The organism is Sphingomonas phyllosphaerae, from assembly GCA_036946405.1.
In the GTDB taxonomy this organism is placed as follows: domain Bacteria; phylum Pseudomonadota; class Alphaproteobacteria; order Sphingomonadales; family Sphingomonadaceae; genus Sphingomonas; species Sphingomonas phyllosphaerae_D.
The window spans coordinates 2,282,743-2,297,949 of sequence record JAQIJC010000001.1 but is presented as its reverse complement, the minus strand read 5'-3'; the positions used below and the strand labels follow the sequence as shown (position 1 = coordinate 2,297,949).

Below are 15,207 nucleotides of genomic sequence, written 5' to 3'. Positions count from 1 at the left end.
GAAAACTCTCACCCCGCCATCGGCAGCCGCAACCGCACCAGCAACCCGCCCAGATCCTCGCTTTCCTCCAGCGTCACCGTCCCGTCGTAGATTTCGGCGACGTCGCGCACGATCGCCAGCCCCAGCCCGGTTCCCGGCTTGCCGGTATCCAGCCGTACTCCGCGGTCGAAGATACGGATGCGATCCGCCTCCGGAATCCCCATCCCGTCGTCCTCGACCTGGATCTCGACGAACCCGGCCTGCGCGCCGACGGTCACGAACACGCTGCCGCCGCCGTATTTGGCGGCATTCTCGACCAGATTGCCCATGATCTCGTCGAGGTCCTGCCGCTCGATATGCGCGACCAGATCCTTCGGCCCGCTCATGTCGATCCGGACGTGCGGATAGAGCCGCTGCACCGCGCGCTCGACCGACTCGACGCTCGGCCACACCTGTGCGCGGCTGTGCGCCGACCCGCGCCGGCCCACCGCGCGCGCGCGCGCCAGATGGTGGTCGACCTGCCGCCGCATCGTCCGCGCCTCGCGGATCACGGTATCGGCGAGATCGTCGGACTGCGCGGTCGCGGCATTCATGATGACGGTCAGCGGCGTCTTTAGCGCATGTGCGAGATTACCGGCATGACGCCGCGCCTCCTCGGCCTGCGTCTCGTTGTGCGCGACCAGCGCATTGAGTTCCTCGACCATCGGCAGCAGTTCCAGCGGCATCGCGCCGCTGATCCGGTTCGACCGCCCGGCGCGCATCTTGGCGATCTCCAGCCGCAGCCGTCGCAGCGGCAAGAGCCCGTAGAAGGTCTGGAGGGTCGCCAGCACTGCCAGCCCGACGCCCAACAGAACGAAACTGCGCACCAGCGTCCGCCGCAACACCGCGATCTGCGCCTCCAGCGCATCGCCCCGGCTTGCGACCTGAAAGCGCCAGCGGACGTTCGAGCCCGGCAGCGTCACGTCGCGCTCGATCACACGCAATTTCTCGTCGGGGAACTGACTGCTGTCGTACTTGCGGATGTCGGACCCGCTATGCGGCTTCCCATACGCCAGCTCGCGATCCCACAGCGACCGCGACGGGAACGTCTCATGCCCGGGCGCCGACACTTGCCAGTACAGTCCCGAATAGGGTTCGAGGAAGCTCTGATCGGCCGGCTGGCGGTTGAAGCGCACCTCGCCGATCGGGTCGATCTCCGCCGATGCCAGCAACGAGCGCAGCACATATTGTAACTGGTCGTCGGCATTGGCGGTCACCGCGCCGACCAGCACGCGATCGAGCGCGAACCCCCCGCCGACCAGCAGCGCGGCGATCCACGCGAACGCGATCAGGATCATCCGCCGCGAGAGCGACCCGCTCGCGCGCGGCTGGCCAACCTCGCCCTCGGTCATCGTGTCAGGCGTCCGGGTCTTCCAGGCTGTAGCCGAGCCCACGGATCGTGGTGATCACGTCCTGACCCAGCTTCTTGCGGATCCGCGTCACGAACACCTCGATCGTGTTCGAATCGCGATCGAAATCCTGATCGTAGATATGCTCGATCAACTCGGTGCGGCTGACCACCTTCCCCTTGTGGTGCAGCAGGTAGCTGAGCAGCTTATACTCCTGCGCGGTCAGCTTCACCGGCTCGCCGGCGCGCGTCACCTTGCCCGAGCGCGTGTCGAGCCGCACGTCGCCCGCGATCAACTCCGACGAAGCGTTGCCCGAGGCGCGGCGGATCAGCGCCCGCAGCCGCGCGATCAGCTCCTCGGTCTGGAACGGCTTGGCGACATAATCGTCGGCACCCGCGTCGAGCCCGGCGACCTTGTCGGACCAACTGTCGCGCGCGGTCAGCACCAGCACGGGGGTGACCTTGCCTTCCTTGCGCCAGCGGTCGAGCACGGTCAGACCGTCGATCTCGGGCAGACCGAGGTCGAGCACGATCGCATCGTAGTTTTCGGTCGAGCCGAGAAAATGCCCTTCCTCGCCGTCGGTCGCCAGATCGATGGCATAGCCCGCGCCCTCCAGCGTTGATTTCAACTGCTGCCCCAGATTGGGCTCATCCTCGACGATCAGCACGCGCATCGGTGGTGGGGCTCCTGAAGAAAACGATTGTCTGGCGATCGGGCTAGCACGAAAGCCGCCCGCTATGGAATTGCGGCTTTCACCGCGCTGAACACCTGCTCAGCGGCCGGTCCGTCCCAAAATCTGACCGGTGCGGCCATCGACATCGACCCAGATCACCGCCCCGTCGCGCAGGAACTTCAACGTGTAGATCCCGCTCGGCATTTCGAGATCGAAGCCGATATATTGCGCGTCGCGCATCGTCGGCACCACGCGCCGCTCGATCTCGGGCAGCGGCAGCAACCGCCCCTGCCGCCGCGCCTGCAACGCCACCGACCCGTCGCGCACCTGGTCGGGCAGCGGCGATGGCAGCGGCTGGGCAATCGCCGGGGCGGCCAGCCCGCACAGAAGAAGCGAAGGAAGCATTTTCACCGGTGTAGGCGTAGCGGGGGCGGCTTGAACAGCCTGTGAATGAGGAAAGCGGCGCATGTGTCCTCGGCGCAACTTGCTCCCGCCCTCGCGGTTCCCTAGGTCGCACGCCATGGCCGCACCTATATTGTCGTATGAAGACCTTGGGCTCGTTCAGGGGGCCGGGTGGCTGTTTCGCCACCTCGACCTCTATGTCGGCGAGCGCGACCGGCTGGCGCTGATCGGTCGCAACGGCGCGGGCAAGTCGACGTTGCTCAAGCTGATCGCGGGCGTCATCGACGCCGACGAGGGGCGACGGACGATCGTGCCCGGCACGAAGGTAGTGATGCTGGAGCAGGATCCCGACGTCAGCGGCTTCGCGACGCTGCGCGACTATGCGCTGGCCGGCAATGACGCGCCCGAACATTATCAGGCCGATGCGATCGCCGACCAGCTCGGCATCGATCTGTCGCGCGAGGCGTCCTCCGCCTCCGGAGGCGAACGCCGCCGCGCCGCGATCGTCCGCGCGCTGGCGATGGACCCGGACGTGCTGCTGCTCGACGAGCCGACCAACCACCTCGACATCGCCGCGATCGAATGGCTTGAGGACTGGCTGAAGCGCTTTACCGGCGCGTTCGTCGTCATCAGCCACGACCGGACCTTTCTCACGCGGCTGACCCGCCAGACCCTGTGGCTCGACCGCGGCGAGTTGCGCCGCGCCGAGGTCGGGTTCGGCGGCTTCGACGCTTGGACCGAACAGGTCTATGCTGAGGAGGAGCGCAACGCGCAGCGGCTCGACGCCAAGCTGAAGATCGAGGAGCATTGGCTGCAACGCGGCGTCACCGGTCGTCGCCGCCGCAACCAGGGCCGGCTATCGAAGCTGAAGGAGATGCGCGCCGAACGCGCCGCGATGATGGGGCCGCAGGGCGCCGCCGCGCTCCAGATGGCGAGCGACGACAACAAGACCAAGGTCGTGATCGACGTCGATCATGTCTCGAAGAGTTTCGGGGACCGCCCCATCATCCGCGACCTCAATCTGCGCGTCGCGCGCGGCGATCGGATCGGCGTCGTCGGGCGCAACGGCGCGGGCAAGACCACCCTGCTCAAGCTGCTGACCGGCGAGCTGGAGCCCGACACCGGCACCGTCAAGCGCGCGAAGACGCTCGACGGCATCTTCATCGACCAGCAGCGCAGCCTGATGGCACCACAAAAGACGGTGCGCGAGGTGCTGGCCGATGGCGGCGAGTGGATCGACGTGTTAGGATCGCGCAAGCACATCCACGGCTATCTCAAGGAATTCCTGTTCGATCCCTCGCTAACCGAGGCGAAGGTCGGCACCTTGTCGGGCGGCGAGCGCTCGCGCCTGCTGCTCGCCCGTGAATTTGCCCGCGAGTCGAACCTGTTGATCCTCGATGAGCCGACCAACGACCTCGATCTCGAAACGCTCGACCTGTTGCAGGAAGTGATCGCCGATTACGGCGGCACCGTGCTGATCGTCAGCCACGATCGCGACTTTCTCGATCGCACCGTCACGATCACGCTCGGGCTCGACGGATCGGGGCATGTCGACGTCGTCGCAGGCGGTTACGAGGATTGGGAGCGGCAGCGCCGACCGCGGGTCGAGGCGACGAAGAAGGCCGCAGCAAAGCCCGCCGCTTCCCCGCCGCCCCCCGCCCCGACACGGGTCAAGCTCAGCTACAAGGACCAGCGCGATTACGATCTGCTACCCGGGCGGATCGAGGAACTGGACGCGCGCATCGCGGCAGACGAGGCGGCGATGGCCGATCCGGGACTATACGCGCGCGATCCCGCCGCCTTCGACCGTCTGAGCCGCACCATCGCGACGCTGCGTGAGGAGAAAGATGCCGCCGAGATGCGCTGGCTGGAATTGGCCGAGATTGTAGAAAATGCTTAGAAATCAAAGAGGGAAGCTTACCCGCCCTTAACCGTTCCCGGCTATCGCTCGCCGTACGGAGGAATGCTGTGAGCGGATCGGAACCCATCGACTTCGAACAACGTCTGGCCGCGTTCGGCTATACCGAACGCAGCTATGCGACCTTCCCGGTGGTGCGGCGCGCGATCGAGCGTCACGCCCCGACCGCGCTGGTCGCGCTCTACAAGCATATCGCCAGCACGCCGGCGATCAGCCGCATGTTCCAGTCGCAGACGCGCATGGATCACGCCCGCGACAAGCAGCTCGAACATTGGCGCAAGCTCTTTTCCGGCCCGATCGATCGCAACTATGCCGCGGCCGCCTCGCACATCGGGCAGATCCACGCGCGGATCGGCCTCGCGCCGACCTGGTACATCAGCGGCTATGCGCGGATGCTGGAACATGTCCTGCCCAAGGTCATGCTCGGCCGGCTGCTCTGGCCGTTCGGCGCGCGCCGCCGCGCGCGTGCCGCCACCGCGCTCGTCAAGGCATCGCTGATCGACATGGACATCGCGCTCGCCGCCTATTTCGAGGCCGAGCAGGCGGGACGTCGCGCAGTGATCGAGCGCTGCGGGCAGGTCTTCGAACGGATGGCGCATGGCGACCTGACCGAGACGCTCGATGGCCTTCCGGCCGAATATCAGGCGCTCGCCGACAGTTTCGAGGCGATGCGCACGCAGATGTCGACGACGCTGGGCGTGGTCACCCGCTCGAGCCTCCAGATCCGCACCGGCTCAGGCGACATTCGTCAGGCGTCCGACGACCTTTCGCAGCGCACCGAGCAGCAGGCCGCCTCGCTCGAGGAAACCGCCGCCGCGATGGACGAGATCACCGCGACCGTCCGCCAGACCGCCGATGGCGCGACGCAGGCCAACCGCATCGTCGGCGAGGCGCGCGACGAGGCGGAGGAATCAGGCCAGATCGTCCGCCGCGCCGTCGAGGCGATGGGCGGCATCGAACGCTCGTCGGCGGAAATCAGCGAGATCATCACCGTCATCGACGGTATCTCGTTCCAGACCAACCTGCTCGCGCTCAATGCCGGCGTCGAGGCGGCGCGCGCCGGCGAGGCCGGCAAGGGCTTCGCGGTCGTCGCCTCCGAGGTCCGCGCGCTGGCGCAACGTTCGGCGGATGCCGCCAAGGACGTCAAGACCCGCATCCTCGCGTCGTCCGAACAGGTCGGGGTCGGCGTCGATCTCGTCAACGAAGCGGGTCAGGCGCTCCAGCGGATCATCGGCCGCATCGGCGAAATCAGCGACCTGGTCTCGCGCATCGCCACCTCGGCCAGCCAGCAATCGGTCGGGCTCGGGCAGGTGAACACCGCGGTATCGGAGATGGACAACGTCACGCAGCGCAATGCCGCGATGGTCGAACAGGCCACCGCCGCCGCGCGCACGCTCGCAGCGGAAGCCGAAACGCTCTCGCGCGAAGTGGCACGCTTCCGGCTTGGCGAGGCGGAGGGCAACCCGGTGCACCGGATGCAGCAGCGCCTCGCCGCCTGAGCGACGGGAGTAAGTCACGGCGGGGTCGATCGACCTCGCCCTTCCCAACCGATCACCGTCGCTGCTGATTTCGCTCACCTCTCACGTCGTCGCGGGCTTGGTCCGCGACGACGCTTCCTTTCGACCGACGGCTCGATACACGACCTTCGAACCGCATTCGTGCTGGGTGACATGTCAAAGTCACGGATATACTTACAATAGCTTGCTGTTTGCTCGACTTGGCTGCGGGCGAAGCGTAATCTTCTCCGCCGGGGGGATGGATCATGACGAAGCGTCGGTGGATGATCGTTGCAGGTGCGGCGGCGATCGTCGCCGCACTCTGGTTCGCCGGTCCGTTCGCCTACATGCTGTGGATGGTCTACTGGCACGGCCCGCCGGCACTTGAACGCCTGCCGGTCAGCACGCCCGTCGCTACGCTTCATTACGGCCCCGCCCCGCAGCAGTTCGAGGAACTGCGCTTGCCGAAGGGCGGCGGCCCGTTCCCGGTCGCGGTGGTCATACATGGCGGTTGCTGGGATGCGTCGATCGGCGGCACGGCGCGCGGCATCGCCGCGCTGGCCGACGCGCTGACGCAACACGGCATCGCGTCGCTGAACGTCGAATATCGCCAGCTTGGTCAGTCGGGCGGCGGCTGGCCGGGCACCTTTCGCGACGCCGGGGCGGCGATCGACACATTGCGGCCGCTCGCCAGACGCTACCCGCTTGACCTGTCACGCGTGATCGTCGTCGGCCATTCGGCAGGCGCGCTGCTGGCGACGTGGAGTGCGGTGCGGCCGCGCCTCGCACCGATGAGCGACATCTACGCCCCCACCCCGATCAGGCCCGCCGCGGTGGTGGCGATCGACGGCCCGAGCAGCCTCGCCGAATTCATCGGCAAGGATCAGGAGATCTGCGACAAGCCGGTCATCGTGCCGCTGATGGGTGGCACGCCGGCGCAGGTGCCGCAGCGCTACCGCGATGCCTCGGCGCAAGATCATCTCCCGCTCGGCATGCCGCAGGCCGTTGCGGTGGGTGCGTTCGCCGACCTCATGACACCCTATATCGCGCGCGTCCGTCGTGCCGGCGATCCGCTGCAGGTCTATCGAACCGAGCGCCCTTCGCACTTCCGCATCATCAACCCGACCGAGCCCGAAGGCACGGGCACGGTAGCATTGATCGTCCGCACCGCCGCGGCGATGAAACGCTGATTGCCCGCGATCAGTCGAGCCGTTTCCCCGCGCGCCCGGCGACCTCGACGACATATTGCCACGCGACCCGGCCCGAGCGGCTCCCGCGCCGCGTCGCCCATTGGACCGCATCCGCGGCATCGAACGGCAAGCCGTAGCGCTCGGCATAACCGCGCACGATCGCCAGATAGCCATCCTGATCGACGACATGAAAGCCGAGGCTCAGCCCGAAGCGATCCGCCAACGCCATCTGGTCATCAACCGAATCGCGCGGATTGATCGCGCTTTCCTGCTCCTTGATATCGCGCGTCACCAGATGCCGGCGATTGGACGTGACGATCAGCCGCGCGTTCGCCGGCCGCGCCTCCGCCCCGCCTTCCAGCAGTGAGCGCAACACCCGCGCCTCCGCCGCCGCATCGAAACCGAGATCGTCCAGGAAAATCACAAAGGCGCGCGGCTGCGCCGCGACCACGTCGAACAGCCGCGGCAGCGTCTCCAGCCGATCCGCCGCAACCTCGACCAGCGCCAGCGCACCGCCCGCCGCCTGCACCGTCCCGACGGCCGCCTTCACCAGCGCCGACTTGCCGGTCCCGCGCGCGCCCCACAACAGCGCATCCTGCGCCGGCAACCCCTCCGCCAATCGCGTAAGATTGGCGAGCAACGCCGTCTTCTGCGCCTCCGCTCCCTGCAGCAACGCCAGCGGCAACGGCGCGAACGCGCGTGCCGCGACCAGCGCGCCGTCGCGCCAGACATAGGCGGGGTGCGCCAGCGGATCGGCGCTGGCGGGCGGCGGCGGCGCGAGCCGCTCCAGCGCGGCGGCGATCCGGTCGAGGGCGTCGGTCATGCGCACCGGCTAATCCGCTCGTCACGTTGCCGCAACGGAAGAACGTGCATAAGGAAACCTTGCACGATCAAGCGTGTTGATGCGTCGGAGGTGCAGCTGTGCCTCCACGGGGGAACAGGAGCAGCAATTGACCGAAATCGTGCCGGTGATCCTTTCAGGCGGATCAGGTACTCGCTTGTGGCCGATGTCGCGGCCGGAAAAGCCCAAACAGATGCTCGCGCTCACCGCGAGCGAAACCATGTTGCAGCTCACTGCGGCGCGGGCGCACGGCGACGCCTTCGCCGCGCCGATCGTCGTCGCCAATGCCGCGCACGCCGATGCGGTAGAGGAACAGCTCGGCGCGATCGGCACCTTGCCCAGCGCGCTGATCCTCGAACCCGCCGGGCGCAACACCGCGCCCGCGATCGCGCTCGCCGCGCTCAGCGCCGGGGCGGATCAGGCGATGCTGGTCATGCCGTCCGATCACGTCATCGCCGATCGCGAGGCGTTCCACGCCGCGATCCACGCCGCTTTGCCGCTCGTCGAGCAGGGCTGGCTTGTCACCTTCGGCATCACCCCCGACGCGCCAGAGACGGGATACGGCTATATCAAGGTCGGCGAGGAGATCGCCGCCGGCGTCCACCGTGTCGCGCGCTTCGTCGAGAAGCCGAAGCGCGACGTTGCCGAGGCGATGATCGCTTCGGGCGACCATGCCTGGAACGGCGGGATCTTCCTGTTCCGCGCCGACGCCTATCTGGCAGCACTAGAGCAATTCGCGCCCGCGATCGTCGACTCGGTTCGCAAGGCGTGCGCCGGCGCGCGGCGCGAGGGCGTGCGGGTCTATCCCGATGCCGACGCGTTTGCGGCGTCGCCGTCGGACTCGATCGACTATGCGGTCATGGAAAAGGCCGATCGCGTCGCGGTGGTGCCGGTCGCGATGGGCTGGAGCGACGTCGGCAGCTGGGACGCGCTCCACGCGATCAGCGAGGGCGACGCACGCGGCAACGTCGTCAACGGCGAGGTCATCATGCTCGACAGCAGCAACTGCCTCGCGCGCAGCGACGGTGTGCGGATCGCGATGGTCGGGGTCGAGGACCTGATCGTCGTCGCCAGCGGCAACGATGTACTGATCCTGCCGCGCGGACGCAGTCAGGACGTCAAGCTGTTGCTCGAAGCGATGAAGGGCTGAACTATAGCGTCACCCCGGATCATCTCCGGGGTGACCTATTCCAGCATCACCCATGCCCAGCACGCCGCAAGCCCCGCGCATCCCAACAGCAATTGCGGCGGACGCAGTCGGGCGAAATGCGCCGGCGCATTCCCCGCCAAGGCCGCGCGCCGGTCGAGCAACGCCGCCAGCGCATAACCCGCCGCCAACAGCGCCAGCGACGTGCTGACGAACGGCACCACCAGCGCCAGCCCGGCGATCGTGAAATAGCCGACCGCCGCGACGATCTCGACCAGCGTCGACGCGCCCGGCGTCGCGAACCCGAACCCGCGCCGCACGCCGCCGATGAACGACAGGATCAACGCGCCCCACACGATCGCCAGCCGCACCGCGATCAATCCCCAGCCGGGCGCAAGCACCCATGCGCCGATCCCGGCGGCGACGAGCGGGAGCATCGGGCCATAGCCGAACACGATGCTGTCAATGGGAATGCGGCCACGCTGGTTCATGCGCGCTGAACGCACGGCCGCCCTGTCAGTCGCGTGCGAAGATTTCCGCGTGTGGGATGGTGAGGTTCAGCGTGGAGAGGACGAGATCGCATCGCGCGGGCAGGCTGTCGAACCAGCCCGCTTCCGAGCGCGCGCTGACTGAGATGGTTTCTGCGTCGGGATCAACGAAGACGATCGCTTCGATACTCGGAAGCGCCTGATATTCCGCCTTCTTCGATCCCAGATCGATGGTGCGCGTCGATGGCGACAGTACCTCGACGATCACCCTGGGCGCGGAGAGATAGCGGTCCCCACCACTGTCGCCGGGCTGCCCACAATCAATGGTGACGTCTGGGTATCGCACCGACGCGTCGTGGGTCAGGATCGCCATGTCGGACCCATAGGGTCGGCAGCCTGATCCACGCAGCCGGTTACCCAGCGCGATAAGGATATTGGCCTGCACCCGCGCATGGTCGCGGGAGCCGCCCGCCATCATGCGGATCACCCCGTTGTCGAGTTCGGCCTTCAGGTCCGGTCCAAAGTCGATCTGCAGGAACTCCGCCGCGGTCAGCAAGCGCGGTTCACCGAGGCTGAGCAGCGTGGCCATGCGGAGAGTATAGGGGATCGCCGCACGCAAACAAAGGGCCGGCGGATCGCTCCGCCGGCCCTTCGCTCTACGCTTGGGCGGCAGCGGCAAAGCCGCTGCCCGGGACGTCAGACCGGATCGGCGCTGCCGACCGGCTGTCCGCGCCGCGGCGAGTCCTGCGCCAGCCACGCTGGCGCAGGCCGCCTTCGGCTTAGAAGTCCATGCCGCCCATGCCGCCCATGCCGCCGCCGGCGGGCATGGCCGGAGCCTTGTCCTCGGGCAGCTCCGAGACGGTCGCCTCGGTGGTGATGAGCAGACCCGCCACCGACGCGGCGTTCTGGAGCGCGGTGCGCACGACCTTGGTCGGGTCGATCACGCCGGCCTGCACCAGATTCTCGTAGGTGTCGGTCGCGGCGTTGAAGCCGAGCGCGGTGTCGTTGCCGTCGAGCAGCTTGCCCGACACCACCGCCCCGTCGTGACCGGCGTTCTGCGCGATCTGACGGACCAGCGAGGTCAGCGACTTGCGGACGATGTCGACGCCGCGCGTCTGGTCGTCGTTCTCGCCGGTCAGGCCGTCGAGCGCCTTCGACGCGTACAGCAGCGCAGTGCCGCCGCCCGGGACGATGCCCTCTTCGACCGCGGCGCGGGTCGCGTGCAGCGCGTCATCGACGCGATCCTTGCGCTCCTTCACCTCGACCTCGGTCGACCCGCCGACCTTGATGACCGCCACGCCGCCCGCGAGCTTCGCCAGACGCTCCTGGAGCTTCTCGCGGTCGTAGTCGGAGGTGGTCACCTCGATCTGCTGGCGGATCGCCTCGGTGCGGCCCTTGATCGACTCCGCATCACCCGCACCGTCGACGATGGTGGTGTTGTCCTTGTCGATCGTCACGCGCTTGGCGGTGCCAAGCATACCGAGCGTGACGCTCTCGAGCTTGATGCCGAGGTCCTCGCTGACGACTTCGCCCTTGGTCAGGATCGCGATGTCTTCGAGCATCGCCTTGCGACGATCGCCGAAGCCCGGCGCCTTGACCGCCGCGACCTTCAGGCCGCCGCGCAGCTTGTTGACGACGAGCGTGGCGAGCGCCTCGCCCTCGATGTCCTCGGCGATGATCAGCAGCGGACGGCCCGACTGCACCACCGCCTCGAGGATCGGCAGCATCGCCTGCAGCGACGACAGCTTCTTCTCGTGGATCAGGATGTAGGGGTCGTTGAGCTCGACCTGCATCTTCTCCGGGTTGGTGATGAAGTACGGCGACAGATAGCCGCGGTCGAACTGCATGCCCTCGACGACGTCCAGCTCGAACTCGAGGCCCTTGGCCTCCTCGACGGTGATGACGCCTTCCTTGCCGACCTTTTCCATCGCTTCCGCGATCTTCTCGCCGACTTCACGGTCGCCGTTGGCGGAGATGATGCCGACCTGCGCGACTTCCTGCGAGCCCGAGACGGGCTTGGAGCGCGCCTGGATGTCGGCGACGACCTTGGTCACTGCCAGGTCGATGCCGCGCTTCAGATCCATCGGGTTCATGCCGGCCGCGACCGACTTCATGCCCTCGCGGACGATCGCCTGCGCCAGCACGGTGGCGGTGGTGGTGCCGTCACCCGCGATGTCGTTGGTCTTCGAGGCCACTTCGCGCACCATCTGCGCGCCCATGTTCTCGAACTTGTCCTTAAGCTCGATTTCCTTGGCGACCGACACACCGTCCTTGGTGATGCGCGGTGCGCCGAAGCTCTTGTCGATCACGACGTTGCGGCCCTTCGGCCCCAGCGTGACCTTCACCGCGTCGGCGAGGATGTCGACGCCGCGCAGGATGCGCTCGCGCGCGTCACGGCCGAATTTCACGTCCTTGGCTGCCATGTGGCTACCCTTTCAGATGAACGAATGTTGGGAAAGTTGAGGCGGTCGGAAAGCTCAGGCGATGATGCCGAGGATGTCCGATTCCTTCATGATGAGCAGGTCTTCACCGTCGACCTTAACCTCGGTGCCCGACCACTTGCCGAACAGGATGCGATCACCGGCCTTGACGTCGAGCGGGGCGACCTCGCCCTTGTCGTTCTTGGCGCCCGCACCGGCGGCGACGACTTCGCCCTCCTGCGGCTTTTCCTTGGCGGTGTCGGGGATGATGATCCCGCCGGCCGTCTTCTCTTCCGCCTCGACGCGGCGGACGAGAACGCGGTCGTGCAACGGACGAAAGTTCATTGCTCAGTACCCCTCTGAAGGTATGTGACAGTTCTTTGGCACTCGACCCAGCCGAGTGCCAGCGGGTCGCATATGTGGGTGCCCCCCGCCGCGGTCAACGCCCGCGCGCAAATTTTTGGGAACCGTCGGACAGGCCGTGCGTGCGATCAGGTCGCGCGTGGCGACAGGTGCAGCCGCTCGCGCGCGCTCCACCGCCAGATCAGCAGCGCGGAAACGACGCCGAGCCCGACCGCCAGCCCCCACCAGATCCCCGCCGCGCCCCAGCCGAGCCCGAAGCCGAGCAGCAACGCGGTCCCGAACCCCGCGCCCCAATAGCCGGCGATCTGGATCAGCATCGGCACGCGCGTGTCCTGCACCCCGCGCAGCACGCCGGCCGCCACCGCCTGCGCGCCATCGACGAGCTGGAAGATCGCCGCAATCCCCAGCAACGCCACCGCCAGCGACGCCACGGCGCCCTCACGCGCCGGATCGACGTACAGCCGCACCAGCCAGTGCGGCACCGCCCAGAACACCATCGCGCTCAGCGCCATCACCGCGATCCCGGTCACGATCGCGACATTGCCCGCCCGCGCCACCCACGCCCGGTCACCTGCGCCGAACGCGAAGCCGACGCGGATCGTCGCCGCCTGCGCGAGCCCGAACGGGATCTGGAAGGCGATCGCGGCGATGTTGAGCGCCACGGCATGCGCGTCGATCGCCGCGACCGAGATCAGCCCCATCAGCAGCCCCGCGCCGCCGAACAATCCGCCCTCCGCCATCCAGCCGAGCGCGATCGGCGCGCCTAGCCGCGCGATCTCCGCCATCCGCGACCATTCCGCGCGCCACCATTTGCCGAGCAGGCGATAGCGCCGCAGCCGGCGGTCGGTCAGCAGGATCACGACATAGGCCGCGCAGGTCGCGGTCGAGACGATCACGCTCGACAGCGCCGAGCCTTCCAGCCCCAGCGCCGGGAAGCCGGCATTGCCGAACACCAGACACCAATTGGCGAGCAGTGCGACGCCCAGCGCCAGCGCGGTGACCATCAACGCCCAGCCCGGCCGCCCCAGCGCCGCCGCGGTCAGCCGGATCAGCGCCGCGAACACGGCTGGCAGCACCGCGAGCGACAGCACGCGGCAGAACGATCCGGCGCGTGCCGCCACCGCCGCGTCCTGTCCGGCGAGCCGCAGCAACGGCGCGGCGCAGTTGAGTACGACGATCACGACGAGCGAGCCGAGCACCGCCAGCCACATCGCCATCCGGAACGACCGCCGCACCTGCCGCACCGCGCCGACGCGCCGCCCGAGCGCGGCGGCGATCAGTGGCTCGGCCGCGCCGACCATCCCGATCAGCCCGAAGCCAAGGATATGGAAGAAGAACACCCCCAGCGTCGCCGCGGCGAACTCGACCGGCCCGAGCCGAGCGACGAACACCACATCGACCGCGAACACCGCCATCTGGAGCAGATTCGCCCCGATCAGCGGCCCCGCCAGCGCGGCGAGCGCGCGCAGCTCCGCACGCCACGTCGGCGGCGGCGCCTGCGTCAGCGGCGCGAGGGTGGCGTGGGCGGTCATGGGTGGAGCCCCTAGCCGAGCCTGCCCTTCATTGCGAGCGGAGCGAAGCAATCCGGGGCGTCCTGGTTCAACCCTGGATTGCTTCGCTACGCTCGCAATTGTCTGTTGGAGATGACGTAGGGGGGGTGGTGTCCTGCATGAGCGGGATGCCCGGCATCAGGTGGCCACCTGATGCCGGGCGCGGGCAACCGGGCCGTCTCGCAATAGGGCTTTTCGCCCGTCGTCATCCCGGTCGGTTGCCCGCTTCCCGTCACGCCTGGTGAGTTGCAGGGGCCGCTCGACGACGCCCGCAGACAATCGCAGGCTATCGCCGAGGATAACCGTCATGACCCGCTCCGCCAACCCCGCCACTGACGCCGCCGCCACCACGCCGACCGGGTTCGTCGGCTGCGACGTCGGCAAGGCCGGCATCGCCGTCTTCGACAGCGTCACCGGCCGCGCCACCACCATCGCCAACACGCCGCTTGCGCTCGACGCCTTTGCCGCCGCGCTGCCGCCCGGGCGCCTGCTGGTCTGCGAGGCGACCGGCGGCTACGAGGCCGCGCTGCTCGCGGCGGCGTCACGCGCCGGCCATGCCATCCACCGTGCCGATGCCCGCCGCGTCAAGGCGTTCATCCGCTCGCTGGGAACGCTGGCCAAGACCGATGCGCTCGATGCCCGTGCGCTCGCGCGCTACGGGCAGGAGCGCCACGAGCGCCTCGACCGCTGGCACCCGCGCGATGAACACCGCCAGGAGCTCGCGACGCTGGTCAACACCCGCAGCGATCTCGTCCGTGCCCGCACCGCGTGCACCAACCGCCTCAAGGCCCCCGGCGCCGGCCCGGTCGCCGCCGAACTGCGCGCGCTGGTCGCCGCGCACGACCAGGCCATCGCCGCGCTCGAGGCCCGGATCGAGGCGCTGCTCGCCGGCTGCGCATCACTCGCCCGCACCGCCAGCGTCCTGCGCACCATCCCCGGCATCGGCGCGACCACCGCCGCGGCGCTCATCGCCCTCCTGCCCGAACTCGGCACGCTCGGACGGCGCCAGATCGCCAGCCTCGCCGGCCTTGCACCCCATCCCCGCCAAAGCGGCACCGTCGATGGCTATCGCCGCACCCGCGGCGGCCGCCCGGAGATCAGGCGCGTCACCTTCATGGCTGCCCTCTCCGCCGTCCGCTTCGCGCCCGACATCAAGGCCTTCTACCTGCGCCTCCGCGACAGCGGCAAAAAACCCATCGTCGCCCTAACCGCCGCCATGCGAAAACTCATCACCATCGCCAACGCTAAAATCCGCGATGATCACGCCGCTCAACTGAGTTGATGACGTATGCTGCTCATGCCCTCCGTCATCCCCGCGCAGGCGGGGATCCAGACGCGCAGGTCTGGCGACA

General features: G+C 68.0%; 14 protein-coding genes. 5 read left to right on the top strand and 9 right to left on the bottom strand.

The genetic code is table 11. The features are described from left to right. Nucleotides 1–8 precede the first annotated feature (8 nt). From PGN12_10955 to PGN12_10945, 3 genes are all read right to left on the bottom strand, one after another. Nucleotides 9–1,370: a HAMP domain-containing sensor histidine kinase gene (locus tag PGN12_10955; GenBank protein MEH3104414.1), complete on the bottom strand. Its 1,362-nt coding sequence runs from the start codon at nucleotides 1,368–1,370 to the stop codon at nucleotides 9–11. A gap of 4 nt (nucleotides 1,371–1,374) precedes the next feature. Next, the gene (locus PGN12_10950; protein ID MEH3104413.1) at nucleotides 1,375–2,040 is read right to left on the bottom strand and encodes a response regulator transcription factor; all 666 of its coding nucleotides are present in this window, start codon (nucleotides 2,038–2,040) and stop codon (nucleotides 1,375–1,377) included. Between the two features lie 99 nt (nucleotides 2,041–2,139). After that, on the bottom strand, nucleotides 2,140–2,445 hold the full coding sequence (locus tag PGN12_10945) for a hypothetical protein (protein ID MEH3104412.1): 306 nt from the start codon (nucleotides 2,443–2,445) through the stop codon (nucleotides 2,140–2,142). Between the two features lie 115 nt (nucleotides 2,446–2,560). Here PGN12_10945 and PGN12_10940 point away from each other — a divergent pair, with 115 nt between their 5' ends. The 3 genes from PGN12_10940 to PGN12_10930 all read left to right on the top strand — a co-directional run bounded on the left by PGN12_10940 (nucleotide 2,561) and on the right by PGN12_10930 (nucleotide 7,046). Next, nucleotides 2,561–4,342 carry an ATP-binding cassette domain-containing protein gene (locus PGN12_10940; protein ID MEH3104411.1) on the top strand — a complete coding sequence of 594 codons (1,782 nt, stop codon included), beginning with the start codon at nucleotides 2,561–2,563 and terminating at the stop codon, nucleotides 4,340–4,342. A gap of 68 nt (nucleotides 4,343–4,410) precedes the next feature. Further along, entirely contained in the window at nucleotides 4,411–5,859 is a 1,449-nt protein-coding gene (locus PGN12_10935; protein MEH3104410.1) for a methyl-accepting chemotaxis protein, read from the top strand. A 263-nt stretch (nucleotides 5,860–6,122) separates the two neighbouring features. Then, nucleotides 6,123–7,046: an alpha/beta hydrolase gene (locus PGN12_10930; GenBank protein ID MEH3104409.1), complete on the top strand. Its 924-nt coding sequence runs from the start codon at nucleotides 6,123–6,125 to the stop codon at nucleotides 7,044–7,046. A 10-nt stretch (nucleotides 7,047–7,056) separates the two neighbouring features. Here the strand turns inward: PGN12_10930 and PGN12_10925 are convergent, their stop codons facing one another. Then, nucleotides 7,057–7,869, bottom strand: a complete 813-nt coding sequence (locus PGN12_10925) for an ATP-binding protein (protein MEH3104408.1) — start codon at nucleotides 7,867–7,869, stop codon at nucleotides 7,057–7,059. A 79-nt stretch (nucleotides 7,870–7,948) separates the two neighbouring features. Between PGN12_10925 and PGN12_10920 the strand changes: the two genes are divergently transcribed. Beyond that, complete coding sequence (locus PGN12_10920; protein MEH3104407.1) at nucleotides 7,949–9,037, top strand: mannose-1-phosphate guanylyltransferase/mannose-6-phosphate isomerase; 1,089 nt, start codon at nucleotides 7,949–7,951, stop codon at nucleotides 9,035–9,037. A gap of 35 nt (nucleotides 9,038–9,072) precedes the next feature. On the opposite strand, the gene PGN12_10915 is transcribed toward PGN12_10920, so the two are convergent. The 5 genes from PGN12_10915 to PGN12_10895 all read right to left on the bottom strand — a co-directional run bounded on the left by PGN12_10915 (nucleotide 9,073) and on the right by PGN12_10895 (nucleotide 13,837). Continuing rightward, nucleotides 9,073–9,540: a DUF3429 domain-containing protein gene (locus tag PGN12_10915; GenBank protein ID MEH3104406.1), complete on the bottom strand. Its 468-nt coding sequence runs from the start codon at nucleotides 9,538–9,540 to the stop codon at nucleotides 9,073–9,075. 10 nt (nucleotides 9,541–9,550) lie between these two features. Then, nucleotides 9,551–10,111, bottom strand: coding sequence for a Uma2 family endonuclease (locus tag PGN12_10910; protein ID MEH3104405.1), 561 nt, complete (start codon nucleotides 10,109–10,111; stop codon nucleotides 9,551–9,553). A gap of 190 nt (nucleotides 10,112–10,301) precedes the next feature. After that, nucleotides 10,302–11,945, bottom strand: a complete 1,644-nt coding sequence (gene groL / locus PGN12_10905; GenBank protein ID MEH3104404.1) for a chaperonin GroEL — start codon at nucleotides 11,943–11,945, stop codon at nucleotides 10,302–10,304. A 54-nt stretch (nucleotides 11,946–11,999) separates the two neighbouring features. Continuing rightward, complete coding sequence (gene groES / locus PGN12_10900; GenBank protein ID MEH3104403.1) at nucleotides 12,000–12,287, bottom strand: co-chaperone GroES; 288 nt, start codon at nucleotides 12,285–12,287, stop codon at nucleotides 12,000–12,002. A 146-nt stretch (nucleotides 12,288–12,433) separates the two neighbouring features. After that, complete coding sequence (locus tag PGN12_10895; GenBank protein MEH3104402.1) at nucleotides 12,434–13,837, bottom strand: MATE family efflux transporter; 1,404 nt, start codon at nucleotides 13,835–13,837, stop codon at nucleotides 12,434–12,436. A 325-nt stretch (nucleotides 13,838–14,162) separates the two neighbouring features. Between PGN12_10895 and PGN12_10890 the strand changes: the two genes are divergently transcribed. Continuing rightward, on the top strand, nucleotides 14,163–15,137 hold the full coding sequence (locus tag PGN12_10890) for an IS110 family transposase (GenBank protein MEH3104401.1): 975 nt from the start codon (nucleotides 14,163–14,165) through the stop codon (nucleotides 15,135–15,137). Nucleotides 15,138–15,207 lie beyond the last annotated feature (70 nt).